Origin of the sequence: Acidovorax radicis (genome assembly GCF_020510705.1) — a bacterium.
GTDB classification, from domain to species: domain Bacteria; phylum Pseudomonadota; class Gammaproteobacteria; order Burkholderiales; family Burkholderiaceae_C; genus Acidovorax; species Acidovorax radicis_A.
In genome coordinates this window covers 4,738,671-4,757,280 of the sequence record NZ_CP075184.1, presented here as the reverse complement: position 1 = coordinate 4,757,280, position 18,610 = coordinate 4,738,671, and the positions used below count along the sequence as shown (strand labels likewise).

At 65.5% G+C, this 18,610-nt stretch carries 16 protein-coding genes and 1 pseudogene; 6 read left to right on the top strand and 11 right to left on the bottom strand.

Translation table 11 applies throughout. The annotated features are described in order from the left end of the window. Window positions 1–34: 34 nt before the first annotated feature. Together KI609_RS21830 and KI609_RS21825 are read left to right on the top strand one after the other, a co-directional pair. A complete protein-coding gene (locus tag KI609_RS21830; protein ID WP_226450145.1) occupies window positions 35–997 on the top strand; it encodes an IS5 family transposase in 963 nt (320 codons plus the stop codon). 262 nt (window positions 998–1,259) lie between these two features. Beyond that, window positions 1,260–2,033, top strand: a pseudogene (locus KI609_RS21825) (class I SAM-dependent DNA methyltransferase); the annotation flags it as partial. A 20-nt stretch (window positions 2,034–2,053) separates the two neighbouring features. Here the strand turns inward: KI609_RS21825 and KI609_RS22980 are convergent. The 11 genes from KI609_RS22980 to KI609_RS21770 all read right to left on the bottom strand — a co-directional run bounded on the left by KI609_RS22980 (window position 2,054) and on the right by KI609_RS21770 (window position 14,990). Then, entirely contained in the window at window positions 2,054–3,973 is a 1,920-nt protein-coding gene (locus KI609_RS22980) for an AAA family ATPase (RefSeq protein WP_226445616.1), read from the bottom strand. Continuing rightward, window positions 3,970–5,199, bottom strand: coding sequence for an exonuclease subunit SbcD (gene sbcD / locus KI609_RS21815; RefSeq protein ID WP_226445615.1), 1,230 nt, complete (start codon window positions 5,197–5,199; stop codon window positions 3,970–3,972). The genes KI609_RS22980 and sbcD overlap by 4 nt, the downstream gene beginning before the upstream one ends. Before the next feature lie 129 nt (window positions 5,200–5,328). Beyond that, the gene (locus KI609_RS21810) at window positions 5,329–6,444 is read right to left on the bottom strand and encodes a PDDEXK nuclease domain-containing protein (RefSeq protein WP_226445614.1); all 1,116 of its coding nucleotides are present in this window, start codon (window positions 6,442–6,444) and stop codon (window positions 5,329–5,331) included. A 134-nt stretch (window positions 6,445–6,578) separates the two neighbouring features. Further along, window positions 6,579–7,172 (bottom strand): flavin reductase family protein, encoded by a 594-nt coding sequence (locus KI609_RS21805; protein WP_226445613.1) that lies wholly within the window; start codon window positions 7,170–7,172, stop codon window positions 6,579–6,581. 43 nt (window positions 7,173–7,215) lie between these two features. Further along, window positions 7,216–8,238: a M20 family metallopeptidase gene (locus KI609_RS21800; protein WP_413463448.1), complete on the bottom strand. Its 1,023-nt coding sequence runs from the start codon at window positions 8,236–8,238 to the stop codon at window positions 7,216–7,218. 140 nt (window positions 8,239–8,378) lie between these two features. Beyond that, window positions 8,379–9,317, bottom strand: coding sequence for an alpha/beta hydrolase (locus KI609_RS21795; RefSeq protein ID WP_413463350.1), 939 nt, complete (start codon window positions 9,315–9,317; stop codon window positions 8,379–8,381). After that, window positions 9,314–10,324 (bottom strand): ABC transporter ATP-binding protein, encoded by a 1,011-nt coding sequence (locus KI609_RS21790; protein WP_226445610.1) that lies wholly within the window; start codon window positions 10,322–10,324, stop codon window positions 9,314–9,316. Before KI609_RS21790 ends, KI609_RS21795 begins: the two co-directional genes overlap by 4 nt. Next, window positions 10,321–11,310 carry an ABC transporter ATP-binding protein gene (locus KI609_RS21785; protein ID WP_226445609.1) on the bottom strand — a complete coding sequence of 330 codons (990 nt, stop codon included), beginning with the start codon at window positions 11,308–11,310 and terminating at the stop codon, window positions 10,321–10,323. The genes KI609_RS21790 and KI609_RS21785 overlap by 4 nt, the downstream gene beginning before the upstream one ends. After that, window positions 11,310–12,227, bottom strand: a complete 918-nt coding sequence (locus KI609_RS21780; protein ID WP_226445608.1) for an ABC transporter permease — start codon at window positions 12,225–12,227, stop codon at window positions 11,310–11,312. Before KI609_RS21780 ends, KI609_RS21785 begins: the two co-directional genes overlap by 1 nt. A gap of 35 nt (window positions 12,228–12,262) precedes the next feature. After that, window positions 12,263–13,237, bottom strand: coding sequence for an ABC transporter permease (locus KI609_RS21775; protein WP_226445607.1), 975 nt, complete (start codon window positions 13,235–13,237; stop codon window positions 12,263–12,265). A 166-nt stretch (window positions 13,238–13,403) separates the two neighbouring features. Further along, complete coding sequence (locus KI609_RS21770; protein WP_413463447.1) at window positions 13,404–14,990, bottom strand: ABC transporter substrate-binding protein; 1,587 nt, start codon at window positions 14,988–14,990, stop codon at window positions 13,404–13,406. Between the two features lie 571 nt (window positions 14,991–15,561). Here KI609_RS21770 and KI609_RS21765 point away from each other — a divergent pair. The 4 genes from KI609_RS21765 (at window position 15,562) to KI609_RS21750 (ending at window position 18,594) form a co-directional block, all read left to right on the top strand. Continuing rightward, window positions 15,562–15,948: a VOC family protein gene (locus KI609_RS21765; RefSeq protein ID WP_226445605.1), complete on the top strand. Its 387-nt coding sequence runs from the start codon at window positions 15,562–15,564 to the stop codon at window positions 15,946–15,948. A gap of 284 nt (window positions 15,949–16,232) precedes the next feature. Further along, complete coding sequence (locus KI609_RS21760; protein ID WP_226445604.1) at window positions 16,233–16,841, top strand: class I SAM-dependent methyltransferase; 609 nt, start codon at window positions 16,233–16,235, stop codon at window positions 16,839–16,841. Between the two features lie 8 nt (window positions 16,842–16,849). Then, window positions 16,850–17,650, top strand: coding sequence for a tRNA-uridine aminocarboxypropyltransferase (locus KI609_RS21755; RefSeq protein WP_226445603.1), 801 nt, complete (start codon window positions 16,850–16,852; stop codon window positions 17,648–17,650). Window positions 17,651–17,718: 68 nt separating this feature from the next. Further along, window positions 17,719–18,594, top strand: a complete 876-nt coding sequence (locus tag KI609_RS21750; protein ID WP_226445602.1) for a PA4780 family RIO1-like protein kinase — start codon at window positions 17,719–17,721, stop codon at window positions 18,592–18,594. Window positions 18,595–18,610: the final 16 nt, after the last annotated feature.

Sequence of the window (18,610 nt, the reverse complement as noted above, 5' to 3'; positions counted from 1 at the left end):
TAGACCCCGGCCAGTCATGGCATCCTCGCAAGCCATGAAGCAAAGCAGCCTTGACCTGAACCTGAGCACCAAGAAGACCCGCAAACAGGAACTGCTGGCCCAGATGGATCGGGTGGTTCCCTGGGCTGCATTGCTCGATGTCATTGCCCCGTATTACCCCGAGGGCAAGAACGGCCGCCCACCCTTTGCCCTGGAGACCATGCTGCGCATCCACTGCATGCAGCAGTGGTTTACCTTGTCGGATCTGGCGATGGAGGAAGCCCTCTTTGACACCCCGATCTACCGGGATTTTGCAGGGCTTGATGCCCATGGACGAATGCCTGACGAGAGCACCATTTTGAGGTTTCGCCACCGGCTGGAGAAGCACAAGCTGGCCGAGCAGATTCTGGCCACCGTCAACGAACTGCTGGCAGCGCAGGGCTTGCTGCTCAAGGCGGGCACTGCGGTAGACGCCACGTTGATCGCAGCGCCCAGCTCTACCAAGAACAAGGACAGAAAGCGCGATCCAGAGATGCACTCAAGCCAAAAGGGCAATGAATGGCACTTTGGCATGAAGGCCCACATTGGCGTGGACGCGGACTCAGGACTGGTGCACACCGTCATCGGAACCTCGGGCAACGTGGCCGACGTTGTAGAAGGCAACAGCTTGCTGCACGGGCAAGAAAAAGACGGGTTTGGTGACGCGGGCTATCAAGGCGTTCACAAGCGCCCGGATGCCAGGGCGGGCGTGACGTGGCACATAGCGATGCGCCCGGGCAAGCGCAAAGAGCTGGACAAAGAGCACAACCTCGTTGACGCGCTCATAGACCAGATGGAGAAGATCAAGGCAAGCATCCGGGCCAAGGTGGAGCATCCCTTTAGGGTGATCAAGCGGCAGTTTGGATATGTGAAGGTGCGCTACCGGGGATTGAAGAAGAACACACTGCAGCTCAAGACGCTGTTTGCGCTGTCCAACCTGTGGATGGTGCGCCACCAATTGCTGGGGGCGCAGGCATGAGTGCGTCCGCAAACAGCCGTGCAGCCGCAGCGGCTGCGCAAGCGGCCCCCACAAGGGGCACCAAACAAGACGGAACCGCAGGAAAGACGGTCTCCATTGCGCCAGCTGAAAAACTCAGTCTCGTAGCACGCGCGAAACCGAGTTGTTCAGAACATCCCTAGACCCTGCCGCCGCTTTTGATGAAATTGCAAAAATCCTGTTCGTCAAAACCGGCGTTGAGCGTGATCTGAAAAAGCGCAAAACCCGCGCCAACTTGTTCTCGGTGGATTACCTCGAAAACCTGCCATTCGGTGACCCCATCAACTCGCTCTTTGACGAAACCAAGAAGACCTACAAAGCCGACAAGATTTTTCTGCCCGAAGAAAAGATCAACCTCAAAACGCCGACTGCACTGGCCATCATCAAAGAGCTGGAGCGCTACAACCTGTCCGATACATCAGAAGACATCAAGGGCATTGCCTTTGAGCGCTTTTTGGGGCGTACCTTTCGTGGCGAAATTGGCCAGTATTTCACCCCCCGCCCGATTGTTGAATTCATCATCCACATGCTGGAGCCCACCGAGGGGCAAGTCGTGTGCGATCCGGCATCGGGTTCGGGCGGGTTCTTGATTCGCTTTTTTGAAATCGTCCGCCAGCAAATCCATGCCGGTGTGGATATGGAGTACGCCGCATTCAAGGCCGAAGTCGAGGGCAACAAGAGTCTGACGGAAGCCAAGCGTGCCGAAATGCTGCGTGAAAAATACGACGCATTGCAACGCGAGCTGAACCAGACCATTGAAGGCACCCGCATGTGGAAGCTGGCCAACCGCAGCATTTACGGCACCGATGCCAATGAGCGCATGGCCCGCACCAGCAAAATGAACATGATCATGCATGGCGACGGCCATGGCGGTGTGCACCACCACAACGGCTTCTTGAACGTGAATGGCATCTTTGAAGGCCGCTTTGACACCATCCTGACCAACCCACCCTTTGGCTCCAACGTCGAACCCACCGACAAGGTGCAGGACAGCGATGTGAAGCTGGACGACGAAGTGGAAAAGCTGTACCAGCGCCGCTACAAAGCTCCGTTCAGGGGCTCGATGCAGGCAGACCACTCGGCCTGCCACTGCGCGATGCGGTGTGTGGTGGTTTGCTGCTGCTCCAGGCGCTCGGCCAGCCGGGTCTTGCTGGTGGCCAGCGACTCCGCCACGGTCTGGCCTTGGGTGGTCAGCGCCTCTAGCTCGGACTGTTTTTGCTGCAGCGCGGCTTCGGTGGCCGACACGTCCAGGGTCTGGTAGGCATCGATGGCGGGGTGCGCCGTGGCGCCGCACAGCGGGCAGGGCTCGCCGGGCTGCAGTGCGTGGCGGTGCTGGTCCAGGCTTTGGATGCGGCGCTCTTGCTCCAACAGCTGGCGCTTGTCGGCCACCTGTTCCTTGAGGGTGTTGTACTGCGCGCGCAGCGCCAGGCGCGCGGCCTCCTGGCTGGCGGCGGCGGCTTCCATGCGCTGCACTTCTGTGCCCAGCGCGGTGTGCTGGTCTGCCAGCTCGCGGCGCTGCTGGGCCAGTTGCACGGCCTGCCGCCACGCGGCGACGTGGCCTTGGGCGTGTTGCCAGCGCTCGCGCAGGGTTGCAAGGCTGTGGCCGCCCAGCTGTTGGGTGTGCTCTGCCTGGGCGGTGCGCAGTGCCCCGGCGGCGGTGGCCTGGGCTTGCGTGGCGGCCTCCACGCGCGCGCTCAGGTGGGTGACGTGGTCGCTGCGCTGGGCGATGTCGGCCTGCAGGGCTTGCCGCGCCTGGGTTTGCTCGGTCAGCCGCGCCTGCAACGTTTGCTGCTGCAAAAACTGCTGACGCCATTCGCCCAGGCGCTCGCCCAGGTGGGCGTGCTGTGCGTGGGTGGTGCAGTAGTCGGTGTGGCGCTGCTGCGCGGCCTCGGCCTGCGCCAGCTCGGCCTGCGCTGCGTGGGCCACGCGCTTGGCCCACTCGGCGGCGGTGTGGTGGTGCTGGGCGTGTTGTGCGGATTGGCGTTGGTGCTGCGCCTGCAGGCTGGCCAGCAGGGCATCGCTGCCTTGGCAGGCGGCTTGTGCCTGGTGCCACGCGGCATGGGGTGCGCGCAGGGCCTGGGCGGGCTCGCTGTCGGCCAGGCGTTGCAGGTCGGGGGCGGCGGCCTGCAGTGCGGCGGTGGCTTGCTGCTGGCCGGTGGTGGCGGCCAACACGGCCTGCGCGCTGTGGTCCACGTCGATGTGCCACTGGCGTTGCGTGCTGGTGTGGACGTGCGCCTGCTGCACCTCGGCCAGCGTTTGCGTCCATGCTTGCAGCTCGGTCTGCATGGCGGCGCAGCGCTCGGCGGGCAGCAGCTCCACGCCGTCGGCGCGGGCCTTGAGCTGGTTCAGTTGCTCGCGGGCGTCACGGGCCTGCTCGAACACCCGGCGGGAGATGTCGCCATAGATCTCGGTGCCCGTCAGCTCTTCAAGCAGCTCGGCACGGTCGTTGGCGCTGGCGTTCAGAAACGCCGCAAACTGGCCCTGCGCCAGCAGCATCGATCGCGTGAAGCGCCCAAAGTCCAGCCCGGTGATGTCGGCCACGCGCCGCAGCTTGTCATTGCTCTGGCTGCTGAGGATGGTGCCCAGGCCCGTGGCGGGGTCGACCTGGGCCAGCTCCACCTTGGGGTCTTGCAGAGCGCCGTCCACCTTGTCGCGGGCGCGGCGTTGGCTCCAGAAGGCGCGGTACACGGCGTCCTTCACTTCAAACTCCACCTCGGCCAGACAGTCGGCGGTGTGGCGCGTCATGATGTCGTTGGCCGACTTGGAGACGCTGGCCAGGCGCGGTGTCTGGTGGTACAGCGCCAGGCAAATCGCATCGAGCAGCGTGGACTTGCCCGCGCCCATGGGGCCGGTGATGGCGAACAGGCTGTTCTCGGTGAACGGCGGCTGGGTGAAGTCGATGGCCCATTCTCCCTTGAGCGAGTTGAGGTTCTTCAGGCGCAGTTTCAGGATCTTCATGCGGCGCCTTCGGTAATGCTTTGGACGATGGCGCGGTAGCGCTGCTCCAGCGCCTGCTGCAGCTCAGGCGCAAGGGCTTCGGCGGCCAGGCGGCGGGCAAACACGTCGTGGGGGCTCAGCTCGTCCAGCGTTTCGTTTGCGGCGGACGCCAGCGCAGCGGCGGCACTGGTGCGCTGGCGGCGCACGCGCAGCACCTCCACGGGCAGGCCTTGCGTCATGGTGTTGATGCGCTCGGGCAGGTCTTGCAGGTAGTCGTCTTCGGCCACGGTCACTTCCAGCCACGCGGGCTGCTCGGCCGTGCCTTCTGCGGCTGCTGCGGCAATCGCATTCGGTAATGTGGCGAGGTTGCCGCTGACCGATATGAGCGCCTGAAACCGGGGCACGGGCAGCGGGGTGATGCCTGCGAGCCCGGTGGCGTCCAGGTCCACCAGCAGCACTTCCTTTTGCTGTTTGGCCTCGTCAAAACCCAGCGGTATGGGCGAGCCGCAGTAGCGGATGTGCTCCAGACCCCCCACCTTCTGCGGCTTGTGGATGTGCCCGAGCGCGATGTAGTCCACCGGGGGGAATGCGGCAGTGGGGAAGGCATCGAGCGAGCCCACATAGATCTCGCGCACCGACTCGTTGCTGCTGGCGCCCACGGTGGTGAGGTGGCCGGTGGCGATGAGGGGCACAGACCGCCCCAACGCCTGTTGTAGCGTTGCCTGGCGCGCAAGCCCCGCCTGGTGCACGCCTTGGTAATAGGCCTGGATGGCTGCTTGCAGGGACTGTTGCTTGTCCTGTGCGCTTTGCCCGGCCTGGCTCTGCAGCACATCACGCGGGCGAATAAAAGGCACGGCGCAAACGATGCACCCAGCCTGCCCATCGCGCTGGGGCAGCACGACCAAATGGTCGGCGGGGTTGCCCACGGCCGCGACCACCGTGGTGTCCAGCACTGCCAGCAGGGCGCGGTTTTCGCCCAGCGTAGCGACGGAGTCGTGGTTGCCGCCCAGCAGCAGCAGCGCCACGCCTGCGTGGTGCAATTTCACCACCAGGTGGCTGTACAGCTCGCGCGCATAACTGGGCGGCGAGCCGGTATCAAAAACGTCGCCCGCGATCAGCACCGCGTCCACCGCGTGCGCATCGATCTGGCTGAGCAGCCAGTCGATCAGCGCCTGGTGTTCGGCCTGTCGGCTCTTGCCCATGAAGTGCTGGCCCAGGTGCCAGTCGGAGGTGTGAAGGATGCGCATCGGGGTGGGCCGTGGGGTGGGGTGTGGCGGGGATTTGGCGGCTGCTGCAAGCCCGCACTGAATGAACTGAACGAGCCGAATACTATGCTTTTGATAGCTGCTAGCGCTTGATGGTAAAGCGGTAGCGGCCTATTTCTTCTCAATATCTGCCCATTCCGCCAGCTTTTGCTGCAACTCTTCCTTGCTGGGCAGATAGAGCTGGTATTCCCTGGCGTGGATGTTGGCGCCCTGGGGCAGGGTGATTTCGACCAGCGCCTCGTGCTTCTTTTTGCACAGCACGATGCCGACCGTGGCCGCTTCGGTGTCGGTCTTGACGTGGCGGTCAAAGTAGTTGACGTACATCTGCATCTGGCCCAGGTCCTGGTGCGTGAGCTTGCCGAGCTTGAGGTCGATGAGCACATAGCAGTGCAGCAGGCGGTTGTAGAACACCAGGTCCACAAAGAAGTGCTCATCGTCGAAGGTGAAACGCTTTTGGCGCGCCTCGAACAGAAAGCCTTTGCCCAGCTCCAGCAGGAAGCGTTCGATCTGGCTGATGATGGCCGCTTCCAGGTCGGATTCCGAGAACCGCGCCTGCTCGGACAGGCCCAGGAACTCCAGCACCAACGGCTCCTTGAGCAGGTCGCTGGCGCGGCTGACGGTGTGCCCTTGCTGCGCCAGCTGGCGAATGCCGTCCTTGTCGCGGCTCAGGGCCAGGCGCTCGTAGAGCCCGCTCTGAAACTGGCGCTTGAGGTCCCGCAAGGTCCATTGTTGCTGGGTGGATTCGATTTCGTAGAAGCTGCGTTCCTCGGCATTCTTGATGCCCAGCAGGAAGACGTAGTGGGACCAGCTGAGGGTGAAGGGGCGTTCAGATTGTCCAGACGCTGTCTGGCCCATCTGAAACGGCGCGGCGCCAAGCGCAAGCGACGATTGTCCAGACACTGTCTGGACAATCGTCACGCGCTCCCGGTACGCCAGGTAGAAGCTGCGGCAATAGGCGATATTGCTGCGCCCGAAGCCTTTGCCGAACTCTGCGGTCAGTCGCTCGGACAAAAGACTGAGCAAGGCATCTCCATAGCCGGCCCGCTGCTCCCCCTGCTGCTCAAACTCGACTATGTGCCGCCCGATCTCGAAGTGGGTGTGCACCTGCACCAGGTCGACACCGCGGGCGATTGTGCTGCGGGCCGACTCGATCAGCGTGCGGATGCTGGCAAAAAGCGCTGACTCCGGGTCGGTCAGGGCAGAGGCAGCGCGGGGCGTCTTCGTCATGGCGGGTCCTCAAGCAGGGGGGGAATACGCAGATGGCTGTATTTTTACACAGTGTTTTGCTTGCCAGCCTCATCCGCCCCGCGCACTCCGGACACCCACGCATTGCTCGTGCATCACCCGCACATCGCCACCGCTCACACCCTGACAGAAGCCCCCGTCGCATAAAACTGCCCACCCGCCACGTAGTGCAGCGTGCGCAGTGCATCGGGCGCGGTGTCGAACTCCCAGTGCCCGTTGCGGAACACGCGCTCGTCCGCCCAGGCGGCCACCACTTCGCCGATGAACAGGTCGTAGGTCTGCTGGTTGTGGGGCTCGGGGATGACGCGGCACAGCAGCCAGGCGGCGCAGCCTTGCACCAGCGGGGTGTCGGCGTGGCCGGGGGCGTGGAACAGCTCCACGCCGTGTTGCTGCAGTTTGTCCGGGTGGGTTTTGGCGCTGTCGGTGCCGATGGCCACGGTCATCGCCGCCATGGGCAGCGTGGGCAGCTGCAGCGCGAACTCGCCGCTGGCCTCTACCAGCTCGCGCGTGCGGGTGGCCTTGTCCAGCACCACCGTCACCTTGGGCGGCGCAAAGTCCAGCGCACAGGCCCAGGCTGCGGCCATCACGTTGTGCTGGCCAGCGTGCGCGGCCGACACCAGCACGGTGGGGCCGTGGTTGAGCAGGCGGTAGGCCTTGTCAAGCGGGACGGGGGTGAAGTGCTCTGGGGTTGCTGTGGTGATGGTGGGCATGCGGGCGTTGCTGGATGGCGCTGGTGGTTTCCCCCCCCCAAGCCTACGCCAGATGCGCCAGCAGATGGCGCCAGAAGTTCAGGCGCGCTTCGAGCGTGGAGACCAGGATGTGCTCGTGCAGCGTGTGTGCACCGTCGCCATCGGCGCCCAGGCCGTCGAGCGTGGGCACGCCCAGGGCCGAGGTGAAGTTGGCGTCGCTGCCGCCGCCGGTCATGGGCGCGTCTTCGAGCGTGAAGCCTGCGTGGCGGGCCGAGTCTTGCGCGCGGGCCAGCAGGGCCTCCACGGCGTCGCTCTTGACCATGGGCGGGCGGTTCACCTCCACATCGATCTCCAGCTCCATGTCGGCACCGACAGGGCGCAGCGCCTGCATCTTGTCGACCAGCTCGTCGGCGGCGCTCAGGTCGGGCAGGCGAAAGTCCACCACGCAGCGGCAGCGGTCGGGCACGGTGTTGGTGGCGGTGCCGCCTTCGATGGTGCCCACGCTCACGGTGACGCCACGCGCGTAGTCGGTCATGGCCTCCAGCGCCAGGATCTGGTGCGCCATCTCGCGGATGGCGCTGCGGCCTTTTTCGTGCTGGACGCCGGCATGCGCGGCGCGACCCTTTACGCCCAGGCGCAGCATGCCCGTGCCCTTGCGCGCCGTCACGCATTTGCCGCCGTTGGCGCGCGCGGGCTCGCACACCAGGGTGTAGCGCGCGTTGCGTGCAAACGCCTCGATGTGCGGGCGCGAGGCGTGGCTGCCGGTTTCTTCGTCGGGCACGATGACAAAGTCCACCGGCAGCGCGGTGGCGCCCGCAGCGGCCAGGTCGCGCAGCGCGGTCAGTGCCAGGTAGATGCCGGCCTTCATGTCATAGCCACCGGGGCCATAGAAGCGGTCGCCTTCGATGCGGCACGGGTTGGCCTGCAGCGTGCCGATGGGGTGCACGGTGTCCGAATGGCCCAGGATCAGCAGGCCCGGCCGCGCATCGCCCGCAGCGCGGTTGCTGATGTGCAGCAGCGGCCCCACGCTGGGGCCGAACGGAGTCACCGTGGCCTGCAGGCCTGCGTCGAGCGCATAGCTTTGCATGACCGCAACCATGCGCGCCAGGCCGTCGGGGCTGCTGGTGGGCGATTCGCATTGCATCCATGCGGTGATGCCGTCAATAAGGGATTGGGTGGTGGGTGAGGTCATGGCGACAGGCTCGAAGAAAAGGGGTGTGGGTGAGGTCAGGCGGTGTGTCGGCCCGCCAAGGCGGCCAGTCGTGCGGCGTCGGGCAGGCGGTGGTGAAACCACAGGTGCGCGCACACGGCCGACATGGCTTCGCCGTCGTGGCCGATGCCTGCGATGGAGTGCAGCTGCCAATGAAACGGCAGACCCCGGCGCGTGGCCTCGGCCTGGGCCGTGGCGAAGTAGTTGAGCGCGCGCGCATGGCGGTGCGGGCCCTGGCGCAGCGCAGCGGGCTCGGACGGCAGGTGCGGGTCGTTGGTCTCGGTGTCCTGGTCGCCCGCCAGGATGGTGAGCGGGGTGGCGAACAAACGGGCCAGGCTGTCGGCATCGGCGGGTGTGCCGCCCAGGCCTTCGGGGAACGGCAGATCGAGCAGCGGCAGCGTGTACCAGCCCGGGTTGCCCGCCGCGATCTGGGTGAACACACCCGGTGTCAGCACGCTCAGCAGGCGGTGCACAAACTGCCCGCCGGCCGAATGGCCGAACAGAAACAAGGGCTGGCCTGCCAGCACGCCGCAGGCTTTCAGGTCGTCCACCAGCCGGGTGACCACGGTGTACGACCAGGTCCCGGGCGCGGTGGTGGCGGCCGTGTCGGCCAAAGCGGCGCGGTCGGTGGTGGCCAGCAGGTTGCCGTTGTTGTAGCTCACCACGTCGGGCCATTGTTCGTTGGAGAACGTGGGCGCGATGATGACCAGGCCATGCTCGTCGGCCGCAGGAATCCAGAAGTCGCGGTAGTCGTCACCGTTGCGCATCACGCCGTGTTGCACCAGCACGATGGGGCTGTCAGGCGTGGCGTGCGCGGGGCGGTAGGTGTTCAGGGTGATGGTGCGCGCATCGGGTGCGGCGCCGTTGCCGTATTCGACCGCATGGCGGCCCACGCGCATCACGGCGTCGCGCAGGTTTTGAAGGCGTTGTTCTTGGGTCATGTCAGGCGGGCTCAAGGGGTCGTGTGGTTCAGGTGGCAGGCGGACCAGTGGCCGGGTGCAATGGCCTCCAGCGGTGGCACTTCTTCGCGGCAGCGCGCCATGGCATGCGGGCAGCGGGGGTGAAAAGTGCAGCCCGATGGGGGATTCAGCGGCGAAGGGATTTCGCCCTGAATCGGCACGAACACGCGCTTGCGGCGCTCGAGGTTGGGCACCTCGGCCATCAGCGCCTGCGTGTAGGGGTGGTTGGCGCGCGCAAAGATCTCGGCCGTGGTCGAAATCTCCACAATCTTGCCCAGGTACATGATGGCCACGCGGTCAGAGATATGACGCACCACGCCCAGGTCGTGGCTGATGAACAGGTACGTCAGGCCGTGCTGGGCGCGCAGGTCCATGAACAGGTTGATCACCTGCGCCTGGATCGACACGTCGAGCGCCGCCACGGGTTCATCACACACCAGAAACTTGGGCGACACCATCAGCGCCCGGGCAATGCCCACGCGCTGGCGCTGCCCGCCCGAGAGCTGGTGCGGCAGCCGGTTGCGGTACTCGGCCGCCAGGCCGACCTCGGCCAGCGCCTTGTCGATGCGCGCCGGGATCTCGCCAGCGGGGGCGAGCTTGTGCACATGCAGCGCCTCGCCCAGGATCTGGTGCAGTCGCTGGCGTGGGTTGAGCGAAGCCTGCGGGTCTTGAAACACCATCTGCACGCCCAGCGTATAGGCCAGCTTGTCGGCGCGGTTCAGGCCGTCCACATTGGCGCCCTGGTACAGCAACTCGCCCTCGGTCTGGTGGTGCAGGCCGGCCACCACGCGCCCGAGCGTGGACTTGCCGCAGCCCGATTCGCCCACCAGGCCCAGCACCTCGCCGGGCGCGATCGACAGGCTCACGCCGTTGACGGCGTGCACGGTGCGCGGTTGGGGCTTCTTGCCCACCAGCTCCAGCGCGCGCCCGATCAGGTCTTGTTTTTTTGTGAAGCGCTTGTGGACATTGCGCAGCTCAATAACGGGAGGGAGGGTCGTACTCATGCGGCAGGGTCCAGGGCAACGAGGGGGGCAAAGCAGCGGTAGGTGCGCTCACCGACCACGGTGCGGCCGGGTTCGCTGGTGGCGCACTGTGGCAGGGCCTGTGCACAGCGCGGCGCAAAGGCACAACCTGCCGGGCGGTTGCTCAGCATCGGGGCCATGCCGCTGATCTGCCGCAGGCGCTCGCCGGGCTGAATGGCGCCGGGCAGCGAGTCGAGCAGGCCGCGTGTGTACGGGTGGGCGGGGTTGTCCAGCACCTGCGCCACCGGGCCGGACTCGACGATCTTGCCCGCATACATCACGGCCACCTGGTCGGCCAGCTCGGCGATCACGCCCAGGTCGTGGGTGATCCAGACCAGCGCCGTGCCGTGTGTGCGGCAGATCTCCTGCATGCGGTACAGGATCTGGCCCTGGATCGTCACGTCAAGCGCCGTGGTGGGCTCGTCGCAGATGATGAGCTCGGGCTGGTTGAGCATGGCAATGGCAATGGCCACGCGCTGGCGCATGCCGCCCGAAAACTCGTGCGGGTAATTGCGCAGGCGCGATGCCGGGGCCGGGATGCCCACCATGTCGAGCGCCTCCACGCAGCGCTGCAGGGCGGCAGCGTGCGAGACCTCGGGGCGGTGCGTCTGGATCGCTTCGAGCATCTGCTCCTCGATGCGCAGCACCGGGTTCAGCGTCATCAGCGGGTCCTGAAAGATCATGGCGATGCGGTCGCCGCGCAGCTGGCGCATCTGCTCTTCGCTCAGGTTGCGCAGGTTCTGGCCCTTGAACAACACCTCGCCGGCGATCACCTCGCCGGGTGGGTCGATCAGGCCAAAGATGGAGAAACCGGTGACCGATTTGCCCGAGCCGGATTCGCCGACCAGGCCCACGATCTCGCCGGGCTGTATGGACAGGTCCACACCGCTGACGGCGGGCCAGGCGCCTTCTTCGGTGTGGAAAACGGTGTGCAGGCCACGCACTGCAAGCAAGGGTTGGGTGGTCATCATGTGCCTTTGGGGTCAAGCGCGGCGCGCAGGCGGTCGGCAATCACGTTGATCGTCAGGATGAGCAGCAGCAGCGCCACGCCCGGGAACATGCTGATCCAATAGTCACCCGACAACAGGTACTGAAAGCCGTTGGCAATCAGCAGGCCCAGCGAGGGCTCGGTGATGGGAACGCCCACACCGAGGAACGACAGCGTGGCTTCGAGCACGATGGCGTTGGCGATCTGGATGGTGGCGAACACCATCACGGGCCCCAGGCAGTTGGGCAACAGGTGGCGCAGCATGATGCGCCAGGCCGGAAAGCCCAGGTTCTGCGCCGCCTCAATGTATTCCTTGCGCCGCTCTTGCAGTGCCCGGCTGCGCATGATGCGCGCGTAGTGCGCCCACTGCACGATCACGATGGCGATCACCACCTTGTCCACACCCCGGCCCAGCATGGCCAGCAGCACCAGCGCCACCAAAATGGCGGGGAAGCCGAGGACGAAGTCCACGATGCGCATCAGCACCGTGTCGACAAAGCCACCCACATAGGCCGCGATCAGGCCGATGAGGCTGCCGATGACGGTGGCCAGCGCCACGGCGCTCAGGCCCACCGTCAGGCTGATGCGCAGCCCGTAGAGGATGGCGCTGAGCATGTCGCGGCCCTGGCTGTCGGTGCCCAGCCAGTAGCGAAAGCCGTCCATGCTGGCCGAGCCGGGCGGCAAGCGGCCGTCCATGAGGTCGAGTGCGGCCAGGTCGTAAGGGTTCTGGGGCGCCAGAAAGGGCGCCAGCAGCACGATGGCCAGCAGCAGCACCAGCGCAATCGCCGAGCCCTTGACGGTGGGGTGGCTGCGCAGCTGCTTGAGGATCGCGCGCCTGCGGGGCGTGTCGGTCAACGGGGTGTTGCCTGCGGTCGGGGGGGATTCTGGAGTGTGCATAAAACGTGTGTGTGCGCTTGTCGTTTTCGCTCTTTTTATTCGGACGCCTGCAGTTGCACGCGCGGGTCGAGCGCGGCATACAGCATGTCCACCAGCATGTTGATCATCACGAAGATGAAGGTCACCAGCATCACGTAGGCCACCACCACAGGGCGGTCGAGCTGGTAGATGCTGTCGATCAGCAGCTTGCCCATGCCGGGCCAGGCAAACACCGTTTCGGTGATGGTCGAGTAGGCGATCAGCGAGCCGAACTCCATGCCGATCACCGTGACCACCGGGATCAGGATGTTGCGCAAAATGTGCCGCGTGAGAATGCGCCGGGGCCTGAGGCCCTTGGCGCGTGCGAACTTCACGTATTCCTGCGTCTTGGCATCCACCACGCCCGTGGCCGTGAGCCGCAGCACCAGCGCAATATTGGCCAGCGACAGGTTGATGGCGGGCAGCATCACGTGCGACCAGCCATCGGCCGTCAGCAGCGACAGCGGCACGCCCAGCACCGTGACCGTGTCACCCCGGCCCGCAGCGGGCAGCCAGTGCAGCCACACGGCAAAACACAGGATCAGCACCATGCCCTGCCAGAAGTTGGGCAGCGAGAACCCGAGCACCGAGCCCGCCATCAGCCCGCGCCCCGTGGGCTTGTCGTTTTTCAGGCCCGCGATCAGCCCCAGCGGAATGCCGATGATGATGGTCAGGGAGATGGCGACAAACACCAGCTCCATCGTGGCGGGGATGCGCTGCACGATGAGCTCGATGGCCGGAATGCCATGCACGAACGAGGTGCCCAGGTCGCCATGCAGCGCACGCGTGAGAAACCCCGTGTACTGCAGCCACACCGGCAGGTCCAGCCCCAGCCGCTCGATCATGGCCTGGCGGTCGGCCACGCTGGCCTCGGGGCTCACCAGCAGCTCGATCGGGTCGCCCACCGCATACACGGCAAAAAACACGACCACCGAAACCGCCAGCAAAACAAACAGGCTCTGCACGAGCCTTCGCAAAATGAAGACGAGCACTCAGGCGTCCCCTCAAGTAATGTTGAAAACCCTTGCCACCCAACCGCAGCCACAAAAGCCGCCGTGGTGGTGGCTGCGGTTGCGGTGGCTGTGGTGGCAAACCGCCCCACCAAACAAAAACGGGGCGCACGCATGGCACCCCGTTGCCAACGCTAACCCCTGACGGTCAGTTCTTGACCTTGACCGAGGTGGCCAGCGTGTACTGGTCGCGGCGGCCTTCGTATGTAAGGCCCTTGCGGAAGGCCCAGATGCTGCTTTCAAAGTGCAGCGGAATCAGCGGCACGGCGTCGAGCGCCATCTGCGTGGCTGCTTCCAGGCCCTTTTTGCGCTTGGCGGCATCCACCGTGTTGGCCGCTGCCAAGTACACCTTGTCGAACTCGGGGTTGGTGTAGCCACCGTAGTTGCTGGTGCCCTGGCCCTTGGGCGAGTCGAGCGACGCGATCCACAGCTGGAACAGTGCCGACGCTTCACCCGTTTCTGCAGGCCAGCCGCCCATGGGCAGGCTGAACTCGCGCTTGGCGCGCTTGGGGAAGTAGATCGAGGCGGTCATCGCGTCCACGCTGGTCTTGATGCCCACCCGCGTGAAATACTGCGCCACGGCCTGGGCCACCTGGCTGTCGTTCACATAGCGGTCGTTGGTGGACGACAGCGTCAGCTCAAACCCGTTGGGGTAGCCGGCTTCGGCCAGCAGCTTCTTGGCGCCTTCGGGGTCGAACTTGATCTCGGGCGCCTTGGGCAGCGCGCCAAACATGCCGTCGGGCATGTACTGGAAGGCCGGGGTGGCCATGCCGTCCATGATGCGTTGCACGATGGCCTTGCGGTCGATCGCCATGTTCATGGCCTTGCGCACACGCAGGTCCTGCAGCGGGTTCTTGCCGTCGGCGCTCTTCACAAAGGGGCTGGGGTTGCGGGCAATGTCGGGCTGCAAAAACACCAGGCGTGTGGAGGGCGTGGCCACAAAGGCGAACTTGGGGTTTTCCTTCACACGCGCCAGGTCGCGGGCGGCGGGGTTTTCGATCACGTCGTAGTCACCCGACAGCAGACCCGTCAGGCGCGGGCCGGCGCTGGGCACGGGCACCATCTTCACGGTTTTCCAGTGCGGCTTCTCGCCCCAATAGTGCTCGTTGCGCTCGAGCTGGATGCCGGTGCCCTTCACGTACGACTTCATCAAAAACGGGCCCGTGCCAATGGCCAGCTTGCCCGAGTTGAAATCGGTCACCGTGGGCCAGGCGCTCGTCACGCCGCAGCCTGTCTTGGGGGCGAATTGCAGCTTGCCGTGCTGCACGATGCTGGCGGAGATGATGGGCAGGTTGCGCGCCATTTCGGCGGGCAGCAGCGGCAGTGGCTCTTCCGTCTTGATGATGACGGTCAGGTCATCGGGCGTCTTCACATCGGTGATGCGCTTGGTCGTGTCCATGTACGACTGCGACACGTTGGTCTCGTTGTTGAGCGTGCGGCAGATGGTGAACAGCACGTCCTGCGAGGTAAACGGCTGGCCGTTGGAGAACTTCACGCCTGGGCGCAGCTTGAATTCCCAGGTCTGGTCGTCCAGGTTCTTCCACGACAGGGCGAGCGAAGGCACCAGTTCCATCTTGGCGTTGCGCGCCACCAGCGAGTCATACACATGGGCCGAGAACGCATCGTTGGCCGTCATCTTGTGATAGTGCGGATCGGCCGCAGTGGGCTCTGCCGCCAGGGCGATGGTGAGCGATGTGGGCTGCGCCTGCGCGACGCCGGCCAGGCCTGCTGACATTGCCACGCCGCCCGCCAGGGCGAGCGCGGTCTTTCGGATGCCGATGTTCATTTCAGTTTCCTTGGTTCATCAAATACGGGGTCGGTGCGCAGCGGGCTGCTCAGGCTTCACAACGGCGTTCCAGGCAATGCGCTGGAGCGGCGCCGCAGAGAACGCAAGGGTTTTCCACGGACTGAAATCTGGGCCCGCGCAAGAGCGCACCGGTGCGGTCGAACCTAACACGTTTCATGCCAGTTACAACTTGGGCACCGGTCTCCAACGGCGTTGCCGGTGCTCTCCATTCTGCGCAGAGCCTTGATGCAAGCGCCAGTCTCTTTGATGGTGAGGACGCTTACTTAAGTGCAAACCCTAGGGGGTCTGCGTGCACCTTTTTCGCACAGGCCAAGAAAAGGTGGCGCCGAGCCCCTGTCTCAGAGGCCCTCGTGTGGGGCGGCAATGGCATGGCCTGCCCGTTCTGGCCGGTGCGGGGTGGCTGTGGGTCATGCCCGCGACAAGCGCCTGCACCGCACGCCCGATAACATTCGCCGCCTCATCCCGCCCCCCTGTGGGGCCCCCAAAAGGAGACAACCCTATGTTCAGTCACATCATGGTCGGCGCCAGCGACCTCGAAAAATCCCGCCAGTTCTACGACGCCTTGCTGGGCACCCTCGGCATCGCGCCCGGCGTGGCCAACAAGAACCGCTATTTCTACCGCAGCCCCCAGGGCACCTTCGGCATCACCACGCCCATCAATGGGGAGCCAGCCTCCTTTGCCAACGGCGGCACCATCGGTTTTGCGATGCAGTCGCCCGAGCAAGCGGATGCCTTCCACGCGGTCGGTGTGGCCCACGGCGGCACCACCTGCGAAGACCCACCGGGCTGGCGCGAAGGCCCTGGCGGCAATCTGTATCTGGCGTATCTGCGCGACCCGGACGGCAACAAGCTTTGCGCCTTGCACCGCCCCCCCAAGGCGGCATAAGGCGTGCCGGTGGCGCGCCATGGCGCCGAATTCCATGCGTACAATTGCTCACTATTTGATAGCTGTTTGCGCTTTATAAATAAGCGCTAGCGGCCTATTTGACTTGAAGAGGCAGCGCGTGGCACGCAGGCCCGCATCGGGCGGTGTGGCCGCCCTCCGGGCGGGGCCGATGGGCGGGTGGGGGATACTCGGGCGCTCGTATTCACGGGCTTCTGCCCGCTGCGCCCCCGTTTTTTGGGGGCCACGGCGGCACGCAGCCCTTTTCACGCACAAAGGACGCGTCATTGAAATCCGCCAGCGCCACCACCTTCGACGAGGCGTATTACCAGCGCTTTTATTTCGACAAGAAAACCAGCGTGGTGGACCCCGAGCACATGGAGCGGCTGGGCACCTTTGTGTGCAGCTACCTCAAGTACCTGCGTGTGCCCGTGCTGCGTGTGCTGGATGTGGGCTGTGGCATCGGCCTGTGGAAGGGCATCGTCGAGCGGCACTTTCCTGGCGCCAGCTACCAGGGCGTGGAGTTCAGCCCCTACCTGTGCGAGCGCTTTGGCTGGCAGCAGGGCTCGGTGGTGGACTATGCGGCCAGCGAGCCGTTTGACCTGGTCATCTGCCAGGGCGTGCTGCCCTATCTGAACCCGCCGGACCTGAAGGCCGCGCTGCACAACCTGGGGCGCCTGAGCAAGGGCGCACTCTATGTCGAAGCCGTGTCGCGCGAGGACTATGAGCGCGACGTCATCGACGAAGACCTGACGGATGGGCGCGTCTTTCGCCACCGTGCCGAGCTGTACCGGCGCGGCCTGGGCGAGGGGTATCTGGAGCTGGGCGGAGGCGTGTGGCTCAGCCGCCGAGCCGAGGTGCCGTTGTTTGCGCTGGAGCAGGCGAGCGGGCTGTGACGGCGGCCATGGTTGTCCCCTGCGCTGCCGCCACCCCTGCGGCGGGCGGCCCGCGCGCTGAGCCCGCAGCGCCCCACGCCGTGTCTCGCCTGCGCGCAGAGCGCCTGGCACGCAGCGCCAAACCTTTCCTGGCACGCGGCGGCCCCAAGGGCGAGCGCTGCCCCGGCTGCCGCCTGGTGCCCAGCCACTGCTTGTGCGCGCTGCATCCCACCGTGCCCACACGCGCTGCCGTGTGCCTGCTGATGGCCGACATCGAGCCCCTCAAGCCCAGCAACACCGGCTGGCTGATTGCCGACGTGGTGCCCGACACCTTTGCCTTTGGCTGGGCGCGCACCGAGGTGGCTCCCGGCCTGCTGGCGCTGCTGGCCGACCCGCAGTGGCAGCCGTATGTGGTGTTCCCCGGCGAGTTTGTGGCACCCGAGCGTGTGGTGGCCGAACTGGTGCCCCGAGCCGGGGTCGAACCGGCGCAGCCCCGGCGCCCGCTGTTCATCCTGCTTGACGCCACTTGGCCCGAGGCGCGCAAGATGTTCCGCAAAAGCCCGTACCTGGATCGCTTGCCGGTGCTGAGCCTGCAGCCCGAGCAGATTTCTCGCTACCAGTTGCGCCGCTCGCGCCGGGACGACCATTTCTGCACCTCCGAAGTGGCGTCGCTGTGCCTGGACCTGGCAGGCGATGCACACGCCGCACAGGTGCTGCAGGCCTACCTCGACGTGTTCACCCACCACTATCTGCAAGCCAAGCACCAGTTGCCGCCGGACTTCGACGGGGCGGCGCACCAGGGGCTGCGTTCGCTGGGCATGGCGGCGTGAGGTGAGCCCGGCACCCCTTGGTGGTCGGTGCCGCGAGGGGGATTGCGCCGCGAAGGCAAAATGCAGCCATGAAAGCACCCCCCCGCCTGCAGTCCCTCATCGAGGAAGGCCTGATCGACACCGTGGTTCGCCAGCTCATGAGCGGCAAGGAGGCCATGGTTTTTGTGGTGCGCAGCGGCGACAACACCCTGTGCGCCAAGATCTACAAAGAGGCCAACAACCGCAGCTTCCGCCAAGCGGTGGACTACACCGAAAACCGCAAGGTCAAGAATTCACGCTCGGCCCGCGCCATGGCCAAGGGCAGCAAGTTTGGCCGGCAAGAGCAAGAGGCCGCCTGGCAAAGCGCCGAGGTGGATGCGCTGTACCGCCTGGCCGCCGCCGGCGTGCGCGTGCCGCAGCCCTATAACTTTCACGACGGCGTGCTGCTGATGGAGCTGGTGACCGATGCCAACGGCGACGCGGCCCCGCGCCTGAACGATGTGAGCTTTACGCCCGAAGACGCACGCACCCATCACGCCACGCTGGTGACCGAGGTGGTGCGCATGTTGTGTGCGGGCGTGGTGCACGGCGACTTGTCGGAGTTCAACATCCTGCTGGCGCACCTGCCGGGAGTGGATGGCGCACCCGGCGCGGAGGGCCCCGTCATCATCGACCTGCCCCAGGCCGTGGACGCTGCGGGCAACAACCACGCCCAGCGCATGCTGCTGCGCGACGTGGCCAACCTGCGCGACTTCTTCGGGCAGTTCGCGCCCGAGGTGCGCACCACCCAATACGGCCCCGAGATCTGGAGCCTGTACCAGCGGGGCCTGCTGAGCAACGAGACCCCGCTCACCGGCCGCTACGCGCCCGACCATGTCGATGTGGACATGCAGGCCGTGCTGCGCGAGATCGACGATGCGCGCGACGAAGACGCCGCGCGCAGGCTGCGCATGGCGGCGGGCTGACCACGCGCCAGCCGCC